The 15,936-nt window shown below is 38.1% G+C and carries 17 protein-coding genes, 1 pseudogene and 1 other annotated feature; of the genes and pseudogenes, 4 read left to right on the plus strand and 14 right to left on the minus strand.

Annotation, left to right across the window (positions count from 1 at the left end; translation table 11 throughout):
- Nucleotides 1–109: 109 nt before the first annotated feature.
- Nucleotides 110–910, plus strand: coding sequence for a LysM peptidoglycan-binding domain-containing protein (locus ACFQIC_RS18410; protein ID WP_204710210.1), 801 nt, complete (start codon nt 110–112; stop codon nt 908–910).
- 67 nt (nt 911–977) lie between these two features.
- On the opposite strand, the gene ACFQIC_RS18415 is transcribed toward ACFQIC_RS18410, so the two are convergent.
- The 3 genes from ACFQIC_RS18415 to tyrS form a co-directional block, all read right to left on the minus strand.
- On the minus strand, nt 978–1,679 hold the full coding sequence (locus ACFQIC_RS18415; RefSeq protein WP_204710209.1) for an LppM family (lipo)protein: 702 nt from the start codon (nt 1,677–1,679) through the stop codon (nt 978–980).
- A gap of 235 nt (nt 1,680–1,914) precedes the next feature.
- A complete protein-coding gene (locus ACFQIC_RS18420) occupies nt 1,915–2,166 on the minus strand; it encodes a hypothetical protein (protein WP_204710208.1) in 252 nt (83 codons plus the stop codon).
- A 449-nt stretch (nt 2,167–2,615) separates the two neighbouring features.
- Entirely contained in the window at nt 2,616–3,863 is a 1,248-nt protein-coding gene (tyrS, locus tag ACFQIC_RS18425) for a tyrosine--tRNA ligase (protein ID WP_204710207.1), read from the minus strand.
- Nucleotides 3,864–3,904: 41 nt separating this feature from the next.
- Nucleotides 3,905–4,132: a binding site (T-box leader), on the minus strand.
- A gap of 424 nt (nt 4,133–4,556) precedes the next feature.
- On the opposite strand from tyrS, the gene ACFQIC_RS18430 reads away from it, so the two are divergent.
- Nucleotides 4,557–5,207, plus strand: coding sequence for a YdeI/OmpD-associated family protein (locus ACFQIC_RS18430; RefSeq protein ID WP_204710206.1), 651 nt, complete (start codon nt 4,557–4,559; stop codon nt 5,205–5,207).
- Nucleotides 5,208–5,277: 70 nt separating this feature from the next.
- On the opposite strand, the gene ACFQIC_RS18435 is transcribed toward ACFQIC_RS18430, so the two are convergent.
- The 5 genes from ACFQIC_RS18435 to ACFQIC_RS18455 form a co-directional block, all read right to left on the minus strand.
- A complete protein-coding gene (locus ACFQIC_RS18435; protein WP_204710205.1) occupies nt 5,278–5,880 on the minus strand; it encodes a class I SAM-dependent methyltransferase in 603 nt (200 codons plus the stop codon).
- Between the two features lie 195 nt (nt 5,881–6,075).
- Entirely contained in the window at nt 6,076–7,071 is a 996-nt protein-coding gene (locus ACFQIC_RS18440; protein ID WP_204710204.1) for a FecCD family ABC transporter permease, read from the minus strand.
- Complete coding sequence (locus tag ACFQIC_RS18445; protein WP_204710202.1) at nt 7,068–8,093, minus strand: FecCD family ABC transporter permease; 1,026 nt, start codon at nt 8,091–8,093, stop codon at nt 7,068–7,070. Before ACFQIC_RS18445 ends, ACFQIC_RS18440 begins: the two co-directional genes overlap by 4 nt.
- Nucleotides 8,094–8,274: 181 nt before the next feature.
- Entirely contained in the window at nt 8,275–9,237 is a 963-nt protein-coding gene (locus ACFQIC_RS18450; protein ID WP_204710200.1) for an ABC transporter substrate-binding protein, read from the minus strand.
- Nucleotides 9,238–9,411: 174 nt separating this feature from the next.
- Nucleotides 9,412–10,686: an ABC transporter substrate-binding protein gene (locus ACFQIC_RS18455; RefSeq protein ID WP_204710198.1), complete on the minus strand. Its 1,275-nt coding sequence runs from the start codon at nt 10,684–10,686 to the stop codon at nt 9,412–9,414.
- A gap of 323 nt (nt 10,687–11,009) precedes the next feature.
- Between ACFQIC_RS18455 and ACFQIC_RS18460 the strand changes: the two genes are divergently transcribed.
- Complete coding sequence (locus ACFQIC_RS18460) at nt 11,010–11,999, plus strand: LacI family DNA-binding transcriptional regulator (protein WP_204710283.1); 990 nt, start codon at nt 11,010–11,012, stop codon at nt 11,997–11,999.
- Between the two features lie 285 nt (nt 12,000–12,284).
- On the opposite strand, the gene ACFQIC_RS18465 is transcribed toward ACFQIC_RS18460, so the two are convergent.
- Nucleotides 12,285–12,593: a hypothetical protein gene (locus ACFQIC_RS18465; RefSeq protein WP_204710197.1), complete on the minus strand. Its 309-nt coding sequence runs from the start codon at nt 12,591–12,593 to the stop codon at nt 12,285–12,287.
- Between the two features lie 403 nt (nt 12,594–12,996).
- Between ACFQIC_RS18465 and ACFQIC_RS18470 the strand changes: the two genes are divergently transcribed.
- Entirely contained in the window at nt 12,997–13,119 is a 123-nt protein-coding gene (locus ACFQIC_RS18470; RefSeq protein WP_390217626.1) for a hypothetical protein, read from the plus strand.
- Between the two features lie 49 nt (nt 13,120–13,168).
- Here the strand turns inward: ACFQIC_RS18470 and ACFQIC_RS18475 are convergent, their stop codons facing one another.
- The 5 genes and pseudogenes from ACFQIC_RS18475 to ACFQIC_RS18495 form a co-directional block, all read right to left on the minus strand.
- Nucleotides 13,169–13,363: a hypothetical protein gene (locus ACFQIC_RS18475; RefSeq protein WP_390217630.1), complete on the minus strand. Its 195-nt coding sequence runs from the start codon at nt 13,361–13,363 to the stop codon at nt 13,169–13,171.
- A gap of 57 nt (nt 13,364–13,420) precedes the next feature.
- Nucleotides 13,421–14,029 (minus strand): annotated as a pseudogene (locus ACFQIC_RS18480) (asparaginase domain-containing protein); the annotation flags it as partial.
- 58 nt (nt 14,030–14,087) lie between these two features.
- Nucleotides 14,088–15,191: a threonine synthase gene (locus ACFQIC_RS18485; RefSeq protein WP_204710194.1), complete on the minus strand. Its 1,104-nt coding sequence runs from the start codon at nt 15,189–15,191 to the stop codon at nt 14,088–14,090.
- Nucleotides 15,192–15,256: 65 nt separating this feature from the next.
- Entirely contained in the window at nt 15,257–15,631 is a 375-nt protein-coding gene (locus ACFQIC_RS18490; RefSeq protein WP_204710193.1) for a RidA family protein, read from the minus strand.
- 10 nt (nt 15,632–15,641) lie between these two features.
- Nucleotides 15,642–15,936: helix-turn-helix domain-containing protein (locus ACFQIC_RS18495; RefSeq protein ID WP_390217628.1), on the minus strand; the 295-nt coding region annotated here is incomplete at its 5' end.

The raw sequence follows: 15,936 nt of genomic DNA on the forward strand, positions 1-15,936 counted from the left end.
AGTTGTGTCATCTCACTAAAAGGGGAGGTGAACTCCTATACTAATTTGCTTTATTTTATATTTTGTACTCTATAACTGAACCCGATAAAATGAGTAGGAGTGAATAAAAATGCCGATAATCCGTAATTCCCATTTGATTTATACCGTACAACCAGGTGATACACTATACTCCATCGCCAATAAGTTAGGAAGCACGATTCCTCTAATTGAACAATCAAACGCACTTTATCCCCCGATAACCGATCCAGGCCTAATCTATCCAGGGCAAGTACTTATCGTATCAAAGTTAGGTGGCCATCAAGTCAAACAAATCGTTGCACCTGGAGATTCTCTTTATCGATATGCCCAGAGATATTCGACTAACCCTGATTCACTTCAAGGCATCAACCCTCAATTAGGTGATCCCACTTTCGTTTATGTTAATCAAGCCTTACTCGTCCCTGCCTTCGTTTACGAAGTAGCCCAAAGAGATACGCTCACTAAAATCGCAAACCGGTTCGGCCTTTCTCTAACTGCTTTATTAGAAGCCAACCGTGAGCGACCTGGTTTGTCCCCTGATGTCATTTATCCAGGATTTCGATTGATTATTCCCCTTCCATCCTCAGCAAATATAGTTGTTTTTCGTCCACTTCCGAGCACAACACTTCGTGAAGGTCAAAGATTACGAGGGTTTGCCCGCGCCTTTGAAGGTACGGTACTTTACCGCATCATCGATGATAATGATCAAGTAGTGACAAAAGAAAAGTCAATGCAAGCCTCTGCCGGTGGGCCGGCTTTTGGATCCTTTTCAACTTCAATTAATTTTGACCGTTCCCCCTCTACTACTGAAGGTGAAATCTGGGTGTACACGAGAAGTGCAAGAGACGGCAGTATTCAAGATTTAGTTCAAGTGAAAGCTTTGTTTGAATAGATTGTATTTAGCCAAACAATAAAAGCTGAAAAGGAAGAGTTTCCTTTTCAGCTTTTATCTTCTATGATCAATCCTTATGACTGCCTCTACGAATAACCGCGATAACCACTAGGCCCAAGACAACAATCACGCCTATACCTACGACTATGATATTGGATAGGTTAGGGGCATCAGCTTCCACCACTACATCTGTACTTCCCGTCGGATTAATCTCCCACGTTAACACCTTACCATCGACTTCATCAGCATTATGTTCTTTTGCTTTCACAGGTAAATCAAGCGTGAATGTAAAATCCATTTGGTCGGCAATCATACCTTCCATACCACCTAAAGACTCTGAGTTTTCAAGATCTATTTCACCTTCTAAGGTATAAGTGGTCGTGAAGAAACCTTCACTAACATTCATATCCATTGGGTTGCTTTCTTCATTTCCTTCTGACTCCGAATTTTCTTCGCTGGCTCCATCAGTTTCCGGGATCACTGTCATTTGACTAACATCGTCAAATTCTTTTGTTGCTTTAAAGCCTGTATAGCCATCTTCGTTAAATTTTTCAACCATATACCCTTGTGTTTCAAGCTCATCATTAGAGGATGAAAGGGTATCCTCCCCGCTTCCCCCAAACTGTTCATAGTTATCTTCCTCTACCCCTAATGTTATGGTATTTACACCACTTCCGTCTTTGTTGATTTTCACACCAAAGTCCCCTTTGACGCAGCCTGTCAAGATGAAAATCAATGATGCACACAAAAATAGTAAGTTTTTGTTCATATATAAATCTCCCTCTACTTATCTAGAAAATACAAATAATCTTATGTTATGTACCATGAACATATTACGAGAAATCGTACCATAAATTTTTCCAAAAGGTAACCAGTTACCCCAAAAAACCAACCTTTTTATAATTAGTTCAGACGGAGCAACAAAGATATGTAAAACACAATGGAGCAATGTCAAAGTTCTCAGTCCCCACTTTTAAAAAAGTGGAGAACGGAACTTATTAATATTAATCTTCATCCCCAGAACCTGGAACAATTCCTATTAATTGAGCAATTGAATAGATCCCTTCACGATCAGGTCCTCCAGATAGCTCAAGTACAAAAGTAGCACAATTAACCTCTACTACTGTTCCTCTAATATTTGGCGGCCGTCCAGCCGGCGGGGTTGCAGCTGTAATTATTTCAATTGTTTCACCTTTTTTCTTCGCCTTTTTTAAAGCTTTTCTTAATTCTCTCAAGTTTCCATTTAAAGCAAACATTAATCTCACCTCCTATTATATATAATTCAAATAAGGAGTAGATTGGAAGGGCGAGATGTATAGTTTTTTAATAAATGGATGATAGATATGAACTTATTCCACTATTAAAGTAGGCTGTTTTTAAGGATAAGATTGATAGTTTTCCAGAGTCTAGGGACGAGGTATCCTTGTTTTGATCAATGACATTTGTCGACTTCCTTTTCCTCCTGTGCACGGAAAGCGAGCGATTTCCCGGACCTTCTAACGCCATCCTTGGTAACGGAAACCACCGGAATGTCTCGAAGTTCAGTCTTCCATAATCTAGGGCTTCAGTTTAACAAGAAAATGAATTCTAACTTTCTCTTTCCACACCCTCTGCTTCTGTTACAAGTCGCCTTTCTAATCTTCATATTTCACACTATTTCGTATAATAAAGGCGTAATCCTTTTGAAATTACGCCTTGGTTGGTATTAATTATTTAATTTCAACTTAACAAATTTTCTTTTTCCAACTTGCACAATAATTCCATCAATAACTTGAACTGTTGTTAATGGATCAATTATCTTTTCTTGGTTTATTCGAATACCACCATTCTTTATCATTCTCCTCACTTCACTCTTGGAAGGTAACAAATCAAGTTCCGTTACTAGATCTAATATACCGATGCTTAATTCTTTACCCCAAACTACTTCGGGCACCTCTTCAGGCATTTTATTTTTTTGAAATATATTAGCAAAATTAACCTGACTTCTTTTGGCTTCTTCTTTGTCATATAGCATCTCAACAAAAGAATGTGCTAAGCGAATTTTTGCATCTTTGGGGTGAAGTATACCGTTTTCAAGTTGAGTTCTTATTTGGGACACCTCATCTATAGTAAGGTTTGAAGTTAATTCAAAATATTTAATAATAAGTTCATCTGGAATAGACATCGTTTTGCCAAATATGTCGTTTGGGCTTTCATCTATTCCAATATAGTTGTCCTTAGATTTTGACATCTTCTCAATTCCATCTAGTCCTTCTATTAAAGGTAGAAGTAAAACAACTTGTTTTTCCTGACCAAATTGTTCCTGAACTTGACGACCGAATAGCACATTAAATTCTTGATCAGTCCCACCTAATTCAATATCTGATTCTAAAATATGTGAATCATACCCCTGCATAACTGGATAGAAAAACTCATGAAGGTAAATAGGTTTGTTTGATTGGTATCGATGATGAAAGTCTTTTCTTTCTAGCATACGAGCAACAGTAACATTACTCGCAAGTTGAATTACTTCAGTGAAATCCACTTTGGATAACCATTGAGAATTATAGTGGAGTTCTACTGCGTCTATATCTATTACTTTTCCAAATTGTTCATAGTAAGTTTTCGCATTATGACGTACTTCTTCATCTGTAAGAGCCTTTCTTGCTGTAGCTTTCCCAGTAGGATCTCCAATTTTACCTGTGAAATCACCTATAATGAGTTGAATCGTATGGCCGAATTGTTGAAATTGTTTCAATTTATTCAAAACAACTGTATGACCAATATGCACATCTGGTGCAGTTGGATCCAGTCCTAATTTCACCTTAAGAGGTTGGTTCTTTTTTATAGACTTAGCGATTTTGTCTTTAAACTCTTCTTCAGGAGCAATAGTATCTACTCCATAAGATAGTACTTCATACTGATTTTGAAGTTCTATTTGTTGTTCTTTATTTAATTGATCTACATATTTCATATATTACCCCCCTTTTTAAAATACAAAAAGGCACGCCCCTACCATGGGACGTGCCTTTATCACGCGTTACCACCCAAGTTAAAGAATGAGATTAACTCTTCTTTCACTCAAAAAGATATCGGGTTTACCGTCTAATACTACTAACTATTAAAGAATTCGTATCAGAAGCTCAAGAAAGTAATTCATACAAATATATGTATCGATTCACAGCACCATCGACTCTCTGAAACATTGATATTTATACTACTTAGTTCCATCATTGCAACTTTTATTAAATTTAGAATAATATTACTTTTATTTTTGGGGTCTGTCAAATTTTAGTTTTATACAATTCCATTAAAATTATCTACCATTCATTGATTTCTGTTCAACCAATATACAGGGTGTATATAGCATTTAATATATGTAGATTTTGACAGTATGATCATTATATTTAATGTATAATTAAGATATGTATTTATTGCATAATGAGGTGTTTTTATTTAACAAGGCAGGATTGGGAAGATTCAATTCCAAGATTGTGTGGTTGTTCAGTCATCGGTTTTTATATTGGAGGCAGGCCCACTACATGAAAAATAAAGCAGGGAGGGCGGGAAAAACGGACCTTCTTGTTATTGAACAATCAGCTCCTTAAAGTAAAAGAAGTAACCTGGATGATTGAAGAATAATAAAAAAAATATAAAGGAGATCACTATGACAATCACCAATAAACTGAAACTCGAACAATACAACAACTTGGCCGTGATCAATCAACCACATGACTATGACGTTTTTACAGAACAAGCTACCAATCTATCTAGCAAACATGATGCGATATTTATCTTCGTAGAAAACGTTGAAGAAATGGTTACCCATACAGAACGGATCGCAGCAGATCAACTACTTCTTGAAAAAGGCTATCTCTTTTTTGCTTACCCGAAAAAAGGCAATAAACGCTATGAAACCTATATCCATCGAGATGAAATTTTTCCGGCTATGAAGATTGAGAAAGACGGTTACATAAGGGGGAGTGACATCAAATTCTCGCGGATGGTTAGTATGGATGACGTCTTCACAGTAGTCGGATTAAAGCGTCAGAAAAAGAAAACATCGAAGTCTCCAGCAGCGAGTCAATGTGTGGCCGATTATGAGGAGAATGTAAAGGATATAGAAGGATTATTAAGTAAACATTCGGAAGAACTTGCCTTCTATCAGAATTTAACACCAGGCTATCAGAAAGATTGGGCTCGTCACATTTTCTCCGCTAAACAGCAGAAAACGCAGGACAAACGTCGCGAGCAGATGATCGATATTTTGTCGCAAGGATACAAATCTTTAGATCTATATCGACAAAAGAAAAAATAAGAGCCCGTTCGTTGATTTTATCGGGCTCAGTAAATTAAGAAGTCATTGTTCACTTTTACGACCTATCCCCTCATGCCTTCCTAGCAACCACCTGAATAACATGACCAAGTCCTGTATGCCGATCACCTTCACGACGAGTGGCTTCTCCGTAATAAAAATGAATAACCAGGATACCGGCCAGCCAATCTAGTACATCTGCGGGATGATAAAGCAATTCCTTTGATGGCGGGCCACCCGTACCATATTCCAGTTGCTCTTCGGAATACACTTCAAACATCACCAAACCGCCTGACTTTACGGAATCAAACATGTTCTCTATCAAAAATGGCTGGTCCGATTTCGGCACATGACCAAACACCATTACCGCCGCATCATTTTCCTGCTGTCCCACACGTTCTTTCGTCAAATCCAACTTCATAGGCGTGACCTTCACACCCTGTTCACTTGCAAGCTTCACCATCTTATCTAGACCCACCTGGGACTGATCGTATGCAGTCAATTCATGTCCAAGTCCAGCCAAATATATCGCATTACGCCCTTCACCTTCAGCAAAACACGCCACCTTTGCTCTCTCGGGCAACAACCCAGCATGATCACCCACAAACTTATTCACCTTTGTTCCATAAACAAAACCTTCTTCAGAAAAACGTTGATCCCAATGATTTTCAGACACGTTCAAACTCCTCCTTTTTAAAATACAACAAATGATTACTTATTACGTTATTCTTTCCGTTTGGATCCTCCTAATAGAGGATGTTCAAAAAGTCACCAAATGATAAGCGACGCCTCGACCTGCTTGCTTCTAATTTGGCGTCTTTTTGAACACGCACTAAAAACCGTTATCAAGAAAAGAAATTCTACTAAACATCTACTTCGACACTTGCAACCTTCTTAATAAAAACAAAAAGTACGGAGCTCCTATCACTGCTGTAAATATTCCAGCGGGTATTTCGGTAGGAGGTAGTATACCACGCCCCAATCCATCTGCTAACAACAGTAAAACCATACCGACTAAAGCAGAGGCAGGCAGTAAATAAGAATGCCGATTCCCGACGAGCTGTCTAGCTATGTGAGGTGCGATTAACCCGACAAATCCAATAGTGCCTACGACAGCAACAGAGGCAGCAGCCAATAAAACAGCGATCACTAACAAAAGGAGTCGTGCTTTACGCACCGATTCCCCAAGTCCTTCTGCGACATCATCCCCGAGACTTAATACATCAAGCTTGGAAGCTAACACAATACTAATGGGTAAAAGCACTACAATCCAAGGTAACAATAGCCATACATCTGTCCAATCTTTCCCCCATAAACTTCCCGTAAGCCAAACGAGGGCAACATTCGTTTCCAAGGGGAATTTAACCGTTAATAATTGAATCCCTGCCTGGCAAATGGCACCGAGCGCAATCCCCACTAAGGCAAGTGTAGCAGGTTGCACGCCTTGACGGTAAGCAAACATATATAAGACTGCAGTTACTACACCAGCTCCGATAAAAGCAGCGATTGGCAATCCGATCAAAGGCAACCCTGGAAATAAAATAATGACAATAACGGCAGCTAACCCTGCTCCTTTCGTAATCCCAATTACATCCGGCGAAGCAAGAGGATTGCGGATAATCCCTTGAAGGATCGCCCCTGAAACTCCTAGTCCTACGCCAACAAGCAGTGCCATAAATATCCGCGGTAATCGAAAATTCATGATGATAAAATCATTATTTCCCGTGCCCGCTCCTAAGAAATTTTGAAAGATTTCCGAGGGAGAAATATAGACAGCCCCCACACCTACAGATAAGAAGCTAAGCACCACTACAAGAATACTCAAAGCTACAAGCCATGAAATTGAATTAAATTTCTTGAGGTTCATAAGGATCGTCCCCCTCTGCGAGCTAAATAAAGAAAGAAAGGTGCTCCAATGAGTGCTGTCACGATTCCAACAGGTGACTCCGACGGAAAGGAAACGAACCTAGAAACGACGTCCGAAATATTCAATAACACTCCACCAAGTAAACCAGAAGCCGGAATAATCAGTCGATAATCCGAGCCAACAAGTTTTCGGGCAATATGTGGAACGATTAATCCGACAAATCCAATTGGTCCTGCAATAGCAACAGAAGCCCCAGCTAGAATAATCACAAGAATCGCCGTGACTATTCGAATAAGGGCAATCTTTTGACCCAACCCCCGTGCCACATCATCACCTAAGCTAAGAATCGTAAGCGAACGGGAGATCCCAAACGCAAGAACGAGTCCCACTAAGAACCAAGGCATAATAATTTGAACATCTGTCCAGTTTCTCCCATCAATCCCTCCAGCAAGCCAAAACAGAACATCCTCCGTCGACGTTTCGTTAAAAATAACAATACCTTCAATAATAGATGACAGAAACATATGGATAGTAATCCCCGATAGGGCCAATTTCACAGGCGTCATGCCACCTCCTGTAGAAGCCATATAGTAGACGATACACCCACCAAGGGCCGCTCCTACAAAAGCAAAGTAAACAATCGAAGTCGGCGAGAAATCCGGGAATAAGACAACAGTAATTACCACCATTAACGATGCCCCTGCGTTAATACCAAAAATTTGTGGAGAGGCTAAAGGATTGTTTGTAATCGCCTGCATCATCGCTCCCGCCATCGCCAAGCAAGCCCCAATAATCATACCGATAATGGCGCGGGGCATGCGGATTGAGTGAATAATCAAAGCGGGTTCACTTTCATCATGATGAAACAAATACGTAATTACGCTTAAAAAATCAATACGGTAGGCCCCAATACTTAAACTCGCTATAAAACTAACAAATAACAGCAAGATCGCTAGGACAAACGTTAACCAAATCTTATATGTATGCGATTGTTGATGTTTAAATGATGCTTGGTCTCCCATAAATACTCCTGCTTTCCGTTCGTTTTCAATCTACTCTATCACATTCTGATTTTCATATTTTCCGATCCTTGTAGTGGTTTTTGCAGTGAAAATGAGAAAGGGCTCGGTCAAAATCGACGGAGCCCTTTTAAATGTTTAAATTAATAACGTCCACAAATGGCATGTTATCTAAGTAATGCGATTACTCGTATAAGTAATTTACCGCATCTTCTAAAATTTTCTCAGATGAAATCAAACCACGAAAACGCGACCACATATTACGATCCACCTCGTATACTTCATCATTTTTCACTGCATTTACATTCTGGTAAAGCTCTTCACTTTCCCACTCATTCACGACAGTGTTTTCTCCGGTAGCCATATGGAACATAACATCAGGATTAAATTCGACTACTTGTTCCAGGTTAATTTTATTATATCGATCATCGCCATCTTGAATTGCATTCTCTAAACCGATCGACTCAAGTAATGAACCTGTGTAAGACTCCATGTTATGGGCAAAATATCCACTGTCTGCAACCACAGCAGGCAGTACCGTCCGATTCTCATCTTCTGGAACACTAGCCCGTAGTTCCTCCATTTTCTCTTCATGATCTGCTAGCACATCCTGACCTTCATCTTCCATTCCCAACGCAAGAGAAACAGTCTCAAAGCTGTCAATAATTCCATCATAATCTGCAGCTAATGACGGAAGAATAATAGTTGGAGCAATCTCAGATAACTGATCATATATATCTTTGTGACGCTTCATATCAGCGATGATCAAGTCTGGTTGAAGCGAACTAATCACTTCTAACGATGGTTGTTTACGCGTACCTACCGACGTATAATCCCCTATCTTTTCTCGAATAGGTTCAATGATCCGTTCCTCATCGTCATCATCAGCAATCCCTACAGGCGACACACCAAGAGATGCTAAATTATCGACAAAGGAAAATTCTAAGGCTACCACGTTCTCCGGTTGCCCAGATATCTCCGTTTCTCCCATTTCATGCTCAATGACACGTGTATCCTCATCTGTCGACTCACTATCTTCACTACTGTTACCATCTGATGCATTGTCCTCCCCCACTGTTCCGCATGCCGACAGAACTACGACAAAGACAAACATTAAGGACATAACAAAAAACTTCCAAACTTTCATAGCCAAACCTCCATTGTAATTGATAATCATTCTCAAAATACTCTTTCACCATCATAATCGGAAAAAGGAAGGAAGTAAAGAGGCTTAGTAAGAATATTAAAAACCTTTTTCTATCATAAAAAAAACTAACCAGACTGAATAATTATTCAGACCAGTTAGATAGATTGCTAATAGTTATTCTCTTGCCTTTTCCCAAGCTTTTCTCGACTCTTCTTCTACTTCTTCCCACGTCATATCTTCACTTAAATATTTTTGGATATTCGCTCCTAAAGTATCACCCCAAGCTCCTGGGTATCCGAGGAAGACCCACCCAATTGTATTTCCCTCAGAAGAGTACTCATAGATCTCTTTAGAAAGTGGATCAGAAATTTTAGAACTATCATATCCCTCATAAGCTGGAATAAAATTAAAGTCATTTACTACAGTTTCTTTTCCGATGTCAGATGTATACATCCAATCTAAAAAGTCTTTAGAAGCCTGTATTACTTCTTCATCGCTATTACTATTAACTCCCCAATAGTTAGGAATTCCTACAGGTATTTTCCCTTCAAACCCTTCTACAGGAATAGGAATGATTCCCATGTTACTTTCTGCGAATTCAGGATCCATTTGTTCAACAGACGGATAAATCCAGTTTCCTTGTTGGATAATCGCCACTTCACCTAATGAAAAATATTCTTCAACCTGTTGGGAATAATCCAAGCTCAATGTAGGCTGAATGGAGTAATCATTCTGCAGATCTACCATTCTTTTGAATTCTTCGCCTTTTTCAAAACTAACCGTATCTGCATTAAAGGAATCTAATACGTTTTGATTAAATTCTGGAGCGATGAATGCATTTGATAAGTGATTCCCTGGCACCCACTGCTCTTTCGCTGGAAATGCAAAAACTTCTTGAATACCCAATTCATCTTTTTGGGAATCAAGCTCTTCTACTGTACGTTCCAAGTCTTCATATGACTGAATTTCTTCAGGATCAATTCCTGCCTCACTAAATATTTCCTTATTATAAATTAACCCGTACCCTTCTTGGTTGAAAGGAAGACCTTGCACCTTGCCGTCTTTAGTCACTCCCTCTAAAGTACCTTCTAGGGCTAATTCAGCCGCCTTAGTATCTGATAAATCCGTTAAATAATCCCCATATTGCTCCGCTTCTGTAGGACCAGCGATACTGAATATTTGAGGTTCATCCCCCGCAGAGAATTTTGATTTAAGAGAGGCTGCGTAGTCAGAGCCACCGCCAACACTTGTAATTTCAATGTTTACATCAGGATTATCTTTCTCATACTCCTTAGCAAGACTCTCAAATTGATCATTAAATTCTACTTTACCTTGATAAATTTCAATATTAATTTGATCCTCTGACGAACCCGACCCACTAGAAGAAAAGGAACACCCAGCTAACAGCACACTCCCCAAAAATAAACAACTAAGAATTTTTTTATTCATGTCATACCCCTCTCAAAAATTGAATGTTTTGTCTTAATCCTACAACGCATCGAATCTAGAATTGATAATCCTAAAAAAATGTAACCGCTTTTATAAAATTATATAACATCACAGATATATGTCAATCGTTTTCACACATAAAACATATAAATTCCTATTAAACTAACAAGATTAAAAACAACCCCCCTTTAAACACTAATGATTAGTAAGTAATTATTACCTTATTTATATGAAAACGATTAACATATCATCAAGTCATTCACTTTGTTATAATAGAAAAACAAATAACGGTTTGAAGGCTAATAGATAGGAGAGGGAACATGATGGTTAGTATAAAAGATGTTGCGAAGTTATCAGGAGTTTCTGTTACTACTGTTTCTCGAGTAATGAATAACAGAGGGTATATAGGAAAGGAAACGCGCATTAAAGTAGAGGATGCAATGAAGCAGTTGGATTACCAACCCAATCAAATCGCACGATCTCTACTGAAGAATCAGTCTTATGTAATAGGTGTCATTGTACCTGATCTTGCCCATCCACTTTTTTCTGAATTGATTCATTGGATTGAATCATATGCCAGTGAGAAGAATTATAAACTCCTCCTTTGCAACTCCTTACAAGACAAAGAGAAGGAATTAAATTATATAAGCATGCTTAGACAAAACAGAGTAGATGGAATTATTATGTGCAGTCACACATTAGATGTCGATGCCTATCGTAATGTTGGAATGCCAGTTGTCTCTTTTGACCGTATCCTTTCTCCTACCATCCCTTATGTAGCCGGGGATAACTATAAAGGTGGAGAGATTGCAACACAGCATTTAATTGATAAGGGCTGTAAAAAAATCCTTCATATCTCAGGACCACTGGAGTATGAGCTTCTAGCTAACCGCCGTAATGATGCCTTTCAACTGGGTTGTATCAAGAACGGAGTCGAATGGAATTTTATCGAAGGTGCCCATGTGAAAGCCACTTTTGAAGATAATTGGAATTTCATAGAAAAAGAAATTGCATCAAGATTGGGAGAGTACGATGGGGTTTTTTGCAGCAATGATATTATGGCCTATACACTTTACCACTATTCCACTAAGCACAACATCAACATTCCAGAAGACTTAAAGATTGTAGGATATGACTATCATAGCTTTACTAGAATGCTGCACGTTCCTAAATTAACGACCATTAAACAGCCTATAGATGCAATGGGACAGATGTTATGTTCTTCTTTAATTAACCAAATTGAGAATAAAGATGTCGCAGCCTCAGGGAACACTATTCTTGACGTCACGCTTGTTGACGGAGAGACCACATAATAAAAAGACAACCTGTATTACAGTAATTCGTTTGGTTTTGGAATAAAAACAAAAAAATGTATTATAAAGCGAGCATTAAATTACACATCAATTTGATGCTCATTTTGTATTTGGTATTTGATAAGACCTTCAATATTATCACCAATGTATAAAATGATGTATATTGAAGGTCTTTTTGTTCGTGAAGTTTGTTAAATTAAAGCCCCCGTTTCATTAAGACTTAAATTCGAGACATTTCCATCACTATAACTATTAAGAAAACCAACCTTAGTAAACAAAATGATTCTATTTTTCAGGTTGAATAAATTTCCCTTTCCTTACTAATAAAATTACAGTAACAATGACTATACAAATTAAAGTGATTGCAATTATGGAGAGCATTCCCCCAAATAATAAGAATTCATTGATTGGTCCTGCATACTTAAACCATAACAATGCACTAATGAGACCAAAGACCAAAATAAAGCAACTTGCTAAAACTACATTTTCTAACACTTTTTTATTTTTCATCAAACCTCGCTTAGCTGCAATATAGCTTAATACTGCGCCCAATAAAATAAGTGTAGATAACCCACTAAATACAAGCACAGTCATTTGATACATCTCCTTTTTGAGTAAATCTAGTTAAGGTTATTTATTTCTTCAGTTAATTTTACACCGAATGGATTGTTAGAGCATTCTATAATACGAAAATCTCCTCTACAGATAGCCCTCACTAAAAACTTACAAAATCTATCTACTTTAGCTTCAAAACTGGTTATTATCTCGAAACTGAATCTTACCCAATTACTCGGTAGCGAAAGCGAGTGCTCATATTGAACAATCGCCCCCTATACATGAAAACTCAGTATCAAGATAATTTGCATTTAGAAATGAGAGGAATGGGTTGCCTAAAGAGGCGACTAAGGGAAATGTTTTATATCGGACAGGTAATAGGTTATAATAAAAAGTGAATCAGCTATGTTTATCTCGTGATGATAAATAGGAGGTACGAATCATGTCAAAATTGACGAAGGTTGCAAAACTGCTGAATAATCCCAAAGTGAAAAAAGCGGTTAAAGAAAAAGGTGTACCGATGATCAAAAAGGAAATCGAAAAAAGAAAAAATAGACCGAAGTAAAGCGATCGCAGGTTGTTGCGGTTGTTTTTTTGTGGGGAAATTAACTTTCTTAAACTGATCGTATGATCACAACACCCTTTTTCAGAGCATCTTGAATTCCGTCCTCTGCTGGTTTAGAAATGGTATAACCTCCGGCCGTAGCCACAACAATTCCTTTTGCACCTAACTGAACGGCTGCGTCATATAAATACCGATCATCTCCTAGATGAGCATATATAATTGATACCTTAGGCAAATGATCCAATAAGTTTACATCAAAAATTGTTTCTATTGTATGGAGCTTAGTAATATCTTTATAATAGAAGTGTACTTCCCCTCCTACAATCGCACCTATATAACCTTGTTCAAGAGCTCTAAACGAATCGACCGTTGTAGTAGCCATTTTCGCCATGTACCGTGCAGAACCAACCCTGTCATTTAGGACAACCAATACACCTTTGCCATGTGCTTGGCGCTCACAAGCCACTTTCACACCATTGTAGAGATTTAACGGACCGTCTGCACTGATTGCTGTTGCTGGCCTAACTGACCCAACTATTACGACTGGTTTATGGCTTTTAATTACTAAATGTAAAAAGTATGCTGTTTCTTCCAGTGTATCTGTTCCGTGTGTGATTACAACGCCATCTACTTCTTCATCTAACAATGTTTCATTTACGTATTTACTCAACGCCAATAGACGTTCTGTTGTCATATTCACACTGTCAATATTAAACAACTGTTCTACTTATATATTGGAAAAATCGCTTAAGTTCGGTGTTACCTCTAATAATTCTTCAATAGTTACGGTACCAGGTTTATAGCCAGTGGTTGTTGTACTTGAAGATCCAGCTCCCGCAATCGTTCCACCTGTTGCAATTATCTTAATGGTTGGCTTACTTTTCATCGTCACCCCTCCTACACCTTTCATCTAGCTTCTCTTTTCTCCCTAGGGTCATGCTAGTACATGGAACTAAGGATAAGAGCAGTCATCCCGATTTAATTCCTGCGCCACAAAGGGGGACAATTATTTTTTCTTTTGGGTCTTTCTTATATTTTAAGTAGCCAGCATAATTTACCGCTGATGTTACTTCAACATAAAAGCCTTTATCACTAAGTTTCTCACGGGCACTCAGAATTTCATCTTCTTCAACGGTGATAAAATCACCATCAGTCTTGCGTACAGCTTCTAAAATTTGAGAGGAGCGAGCTGGTGCTGCAATAGCAATCCCTTCTGCCATAGTACCTTTATTCGTAACTGGGGGAGCTTTTAAATCCCCATTATTGAAGGCCTCTATGAGTGGGGAGCAATTTGCTGCTTGGATAGCAATAATTTTCGGTATTCTACTAATTAATCCATTGGAAAATAACTCTTTAAAGCCATAGTAGGCACCTAGTAGAAGTGTTCCGTTCCCAACAGGAATAATTAAGGTATCGGGTGCGCCATTCAATTCCTCGTAAATTTCGTAGGCATACGTCTTCGTTCCTTCATAAAAAAAAGGATTATATACATGACTTGCGTAAAAGACTTTTTCTTCTTTTACCGCTTGTTGGGCAGCTGCTGCAACATCTTCCCGAGTCCCCTGTATTTGTTTAATCGTGGCTCCATGAGATTTTACTTGTACAATTTTCTTGGGAGACGTTTCATCACTGAGATAAATGTCACAAGCAATATTACAACGTGCAGCATAGGCAGCAATAGCAGTCCCAGCATTCCCACTACTATCTGCTATGACTTTTAGGCTCCCCAATTCTTTTGCTTTTGTTATTAGAACAACTGCTCCACGGTCTTTGAATGATAAAGTAGGCATCATATAATCAACTTTTACATAAGTATTTGGTTCAAGAGAATCTAGAACGATTAAGGGGGTTTGACCTTCTCCCATTGTTATAGACTTCCAAGTATTTGATTCCTTTTGGAATGGCATGGTTTCTAAGTAACGCCATAATGAGTTCGGATAGCGATTCCATGATTCCACATTTATTGTAGGAGTATCTTTTTCCAAATTTAATAAACTGCCACACGTACATTTCCATATAACGGGCGTAATAGCATGCTTTTTTCCACAATCATTACAAATATATTGTTCCATCTTTCATCCATCCTTTAGATTTTTTATATATAATAGATTTTTTTATATGCCAGATTCAAAAAAATTTATATATACGCGATGGCATCAACTTCTATTTTAAATCCAAAATGTAATTTATTTGTGGGTACCACCGTACGAGCCGGTTTATATTCTCCGAAAAATTCTTTATAAACAGCATCTACCCTATCCCATAGTTCCACATCAGGAATGTATAATGTCATACGCAATATTTGCTCTTTTTTACTTCCAGCTGCTTCTACAATCAATTCCATATTATTAAGTGCTTGTATTGTTTCATCTTCTACGGAACCATATTTCCTTTCGCGAGTTTCTGGATCAATTGAAAATTGTCCGGAAACATAGACGATGTCATCATGAACAGTCGCAAGTGCATAATGGCCATTTGATTTTAGGTTTTCTACTTCAAAAATACTTTTCATTTTTTTCTCCTTACCTTGATTTATTTTTTATTTCATCTAAATAGCTATAAACAGTGACCTTTGATATGCCTAATGAATCTGCAACCTTATCGATAGATCCCTTCATTGAAAAAATACCTTTTTCATCCATAAATTGAATCAATTCAATCTTTTCATAACGTTTCATAGCGGGATGAGCACTATTTTGAATAATTTGATGGATCAGTCCATCAACGATTTCTTCCACATTTTCAACCTCAGTGCTTGGTTCCTCTTCTTTTTCTTCCACTACATCTGGTGTTGGAAAGAAGGTATTCATTAACTTT

Origin of the sequence: Halobacillus seohaensis, from assembly GCF_042663045.1 — a bacterium.
Taxonomy (GTDB): Bacteria; Bacillota; Bacilli; order Bacillales; family Halobacillaceae; genus Halobacillus_A; species Halobacillus_A seohaensis.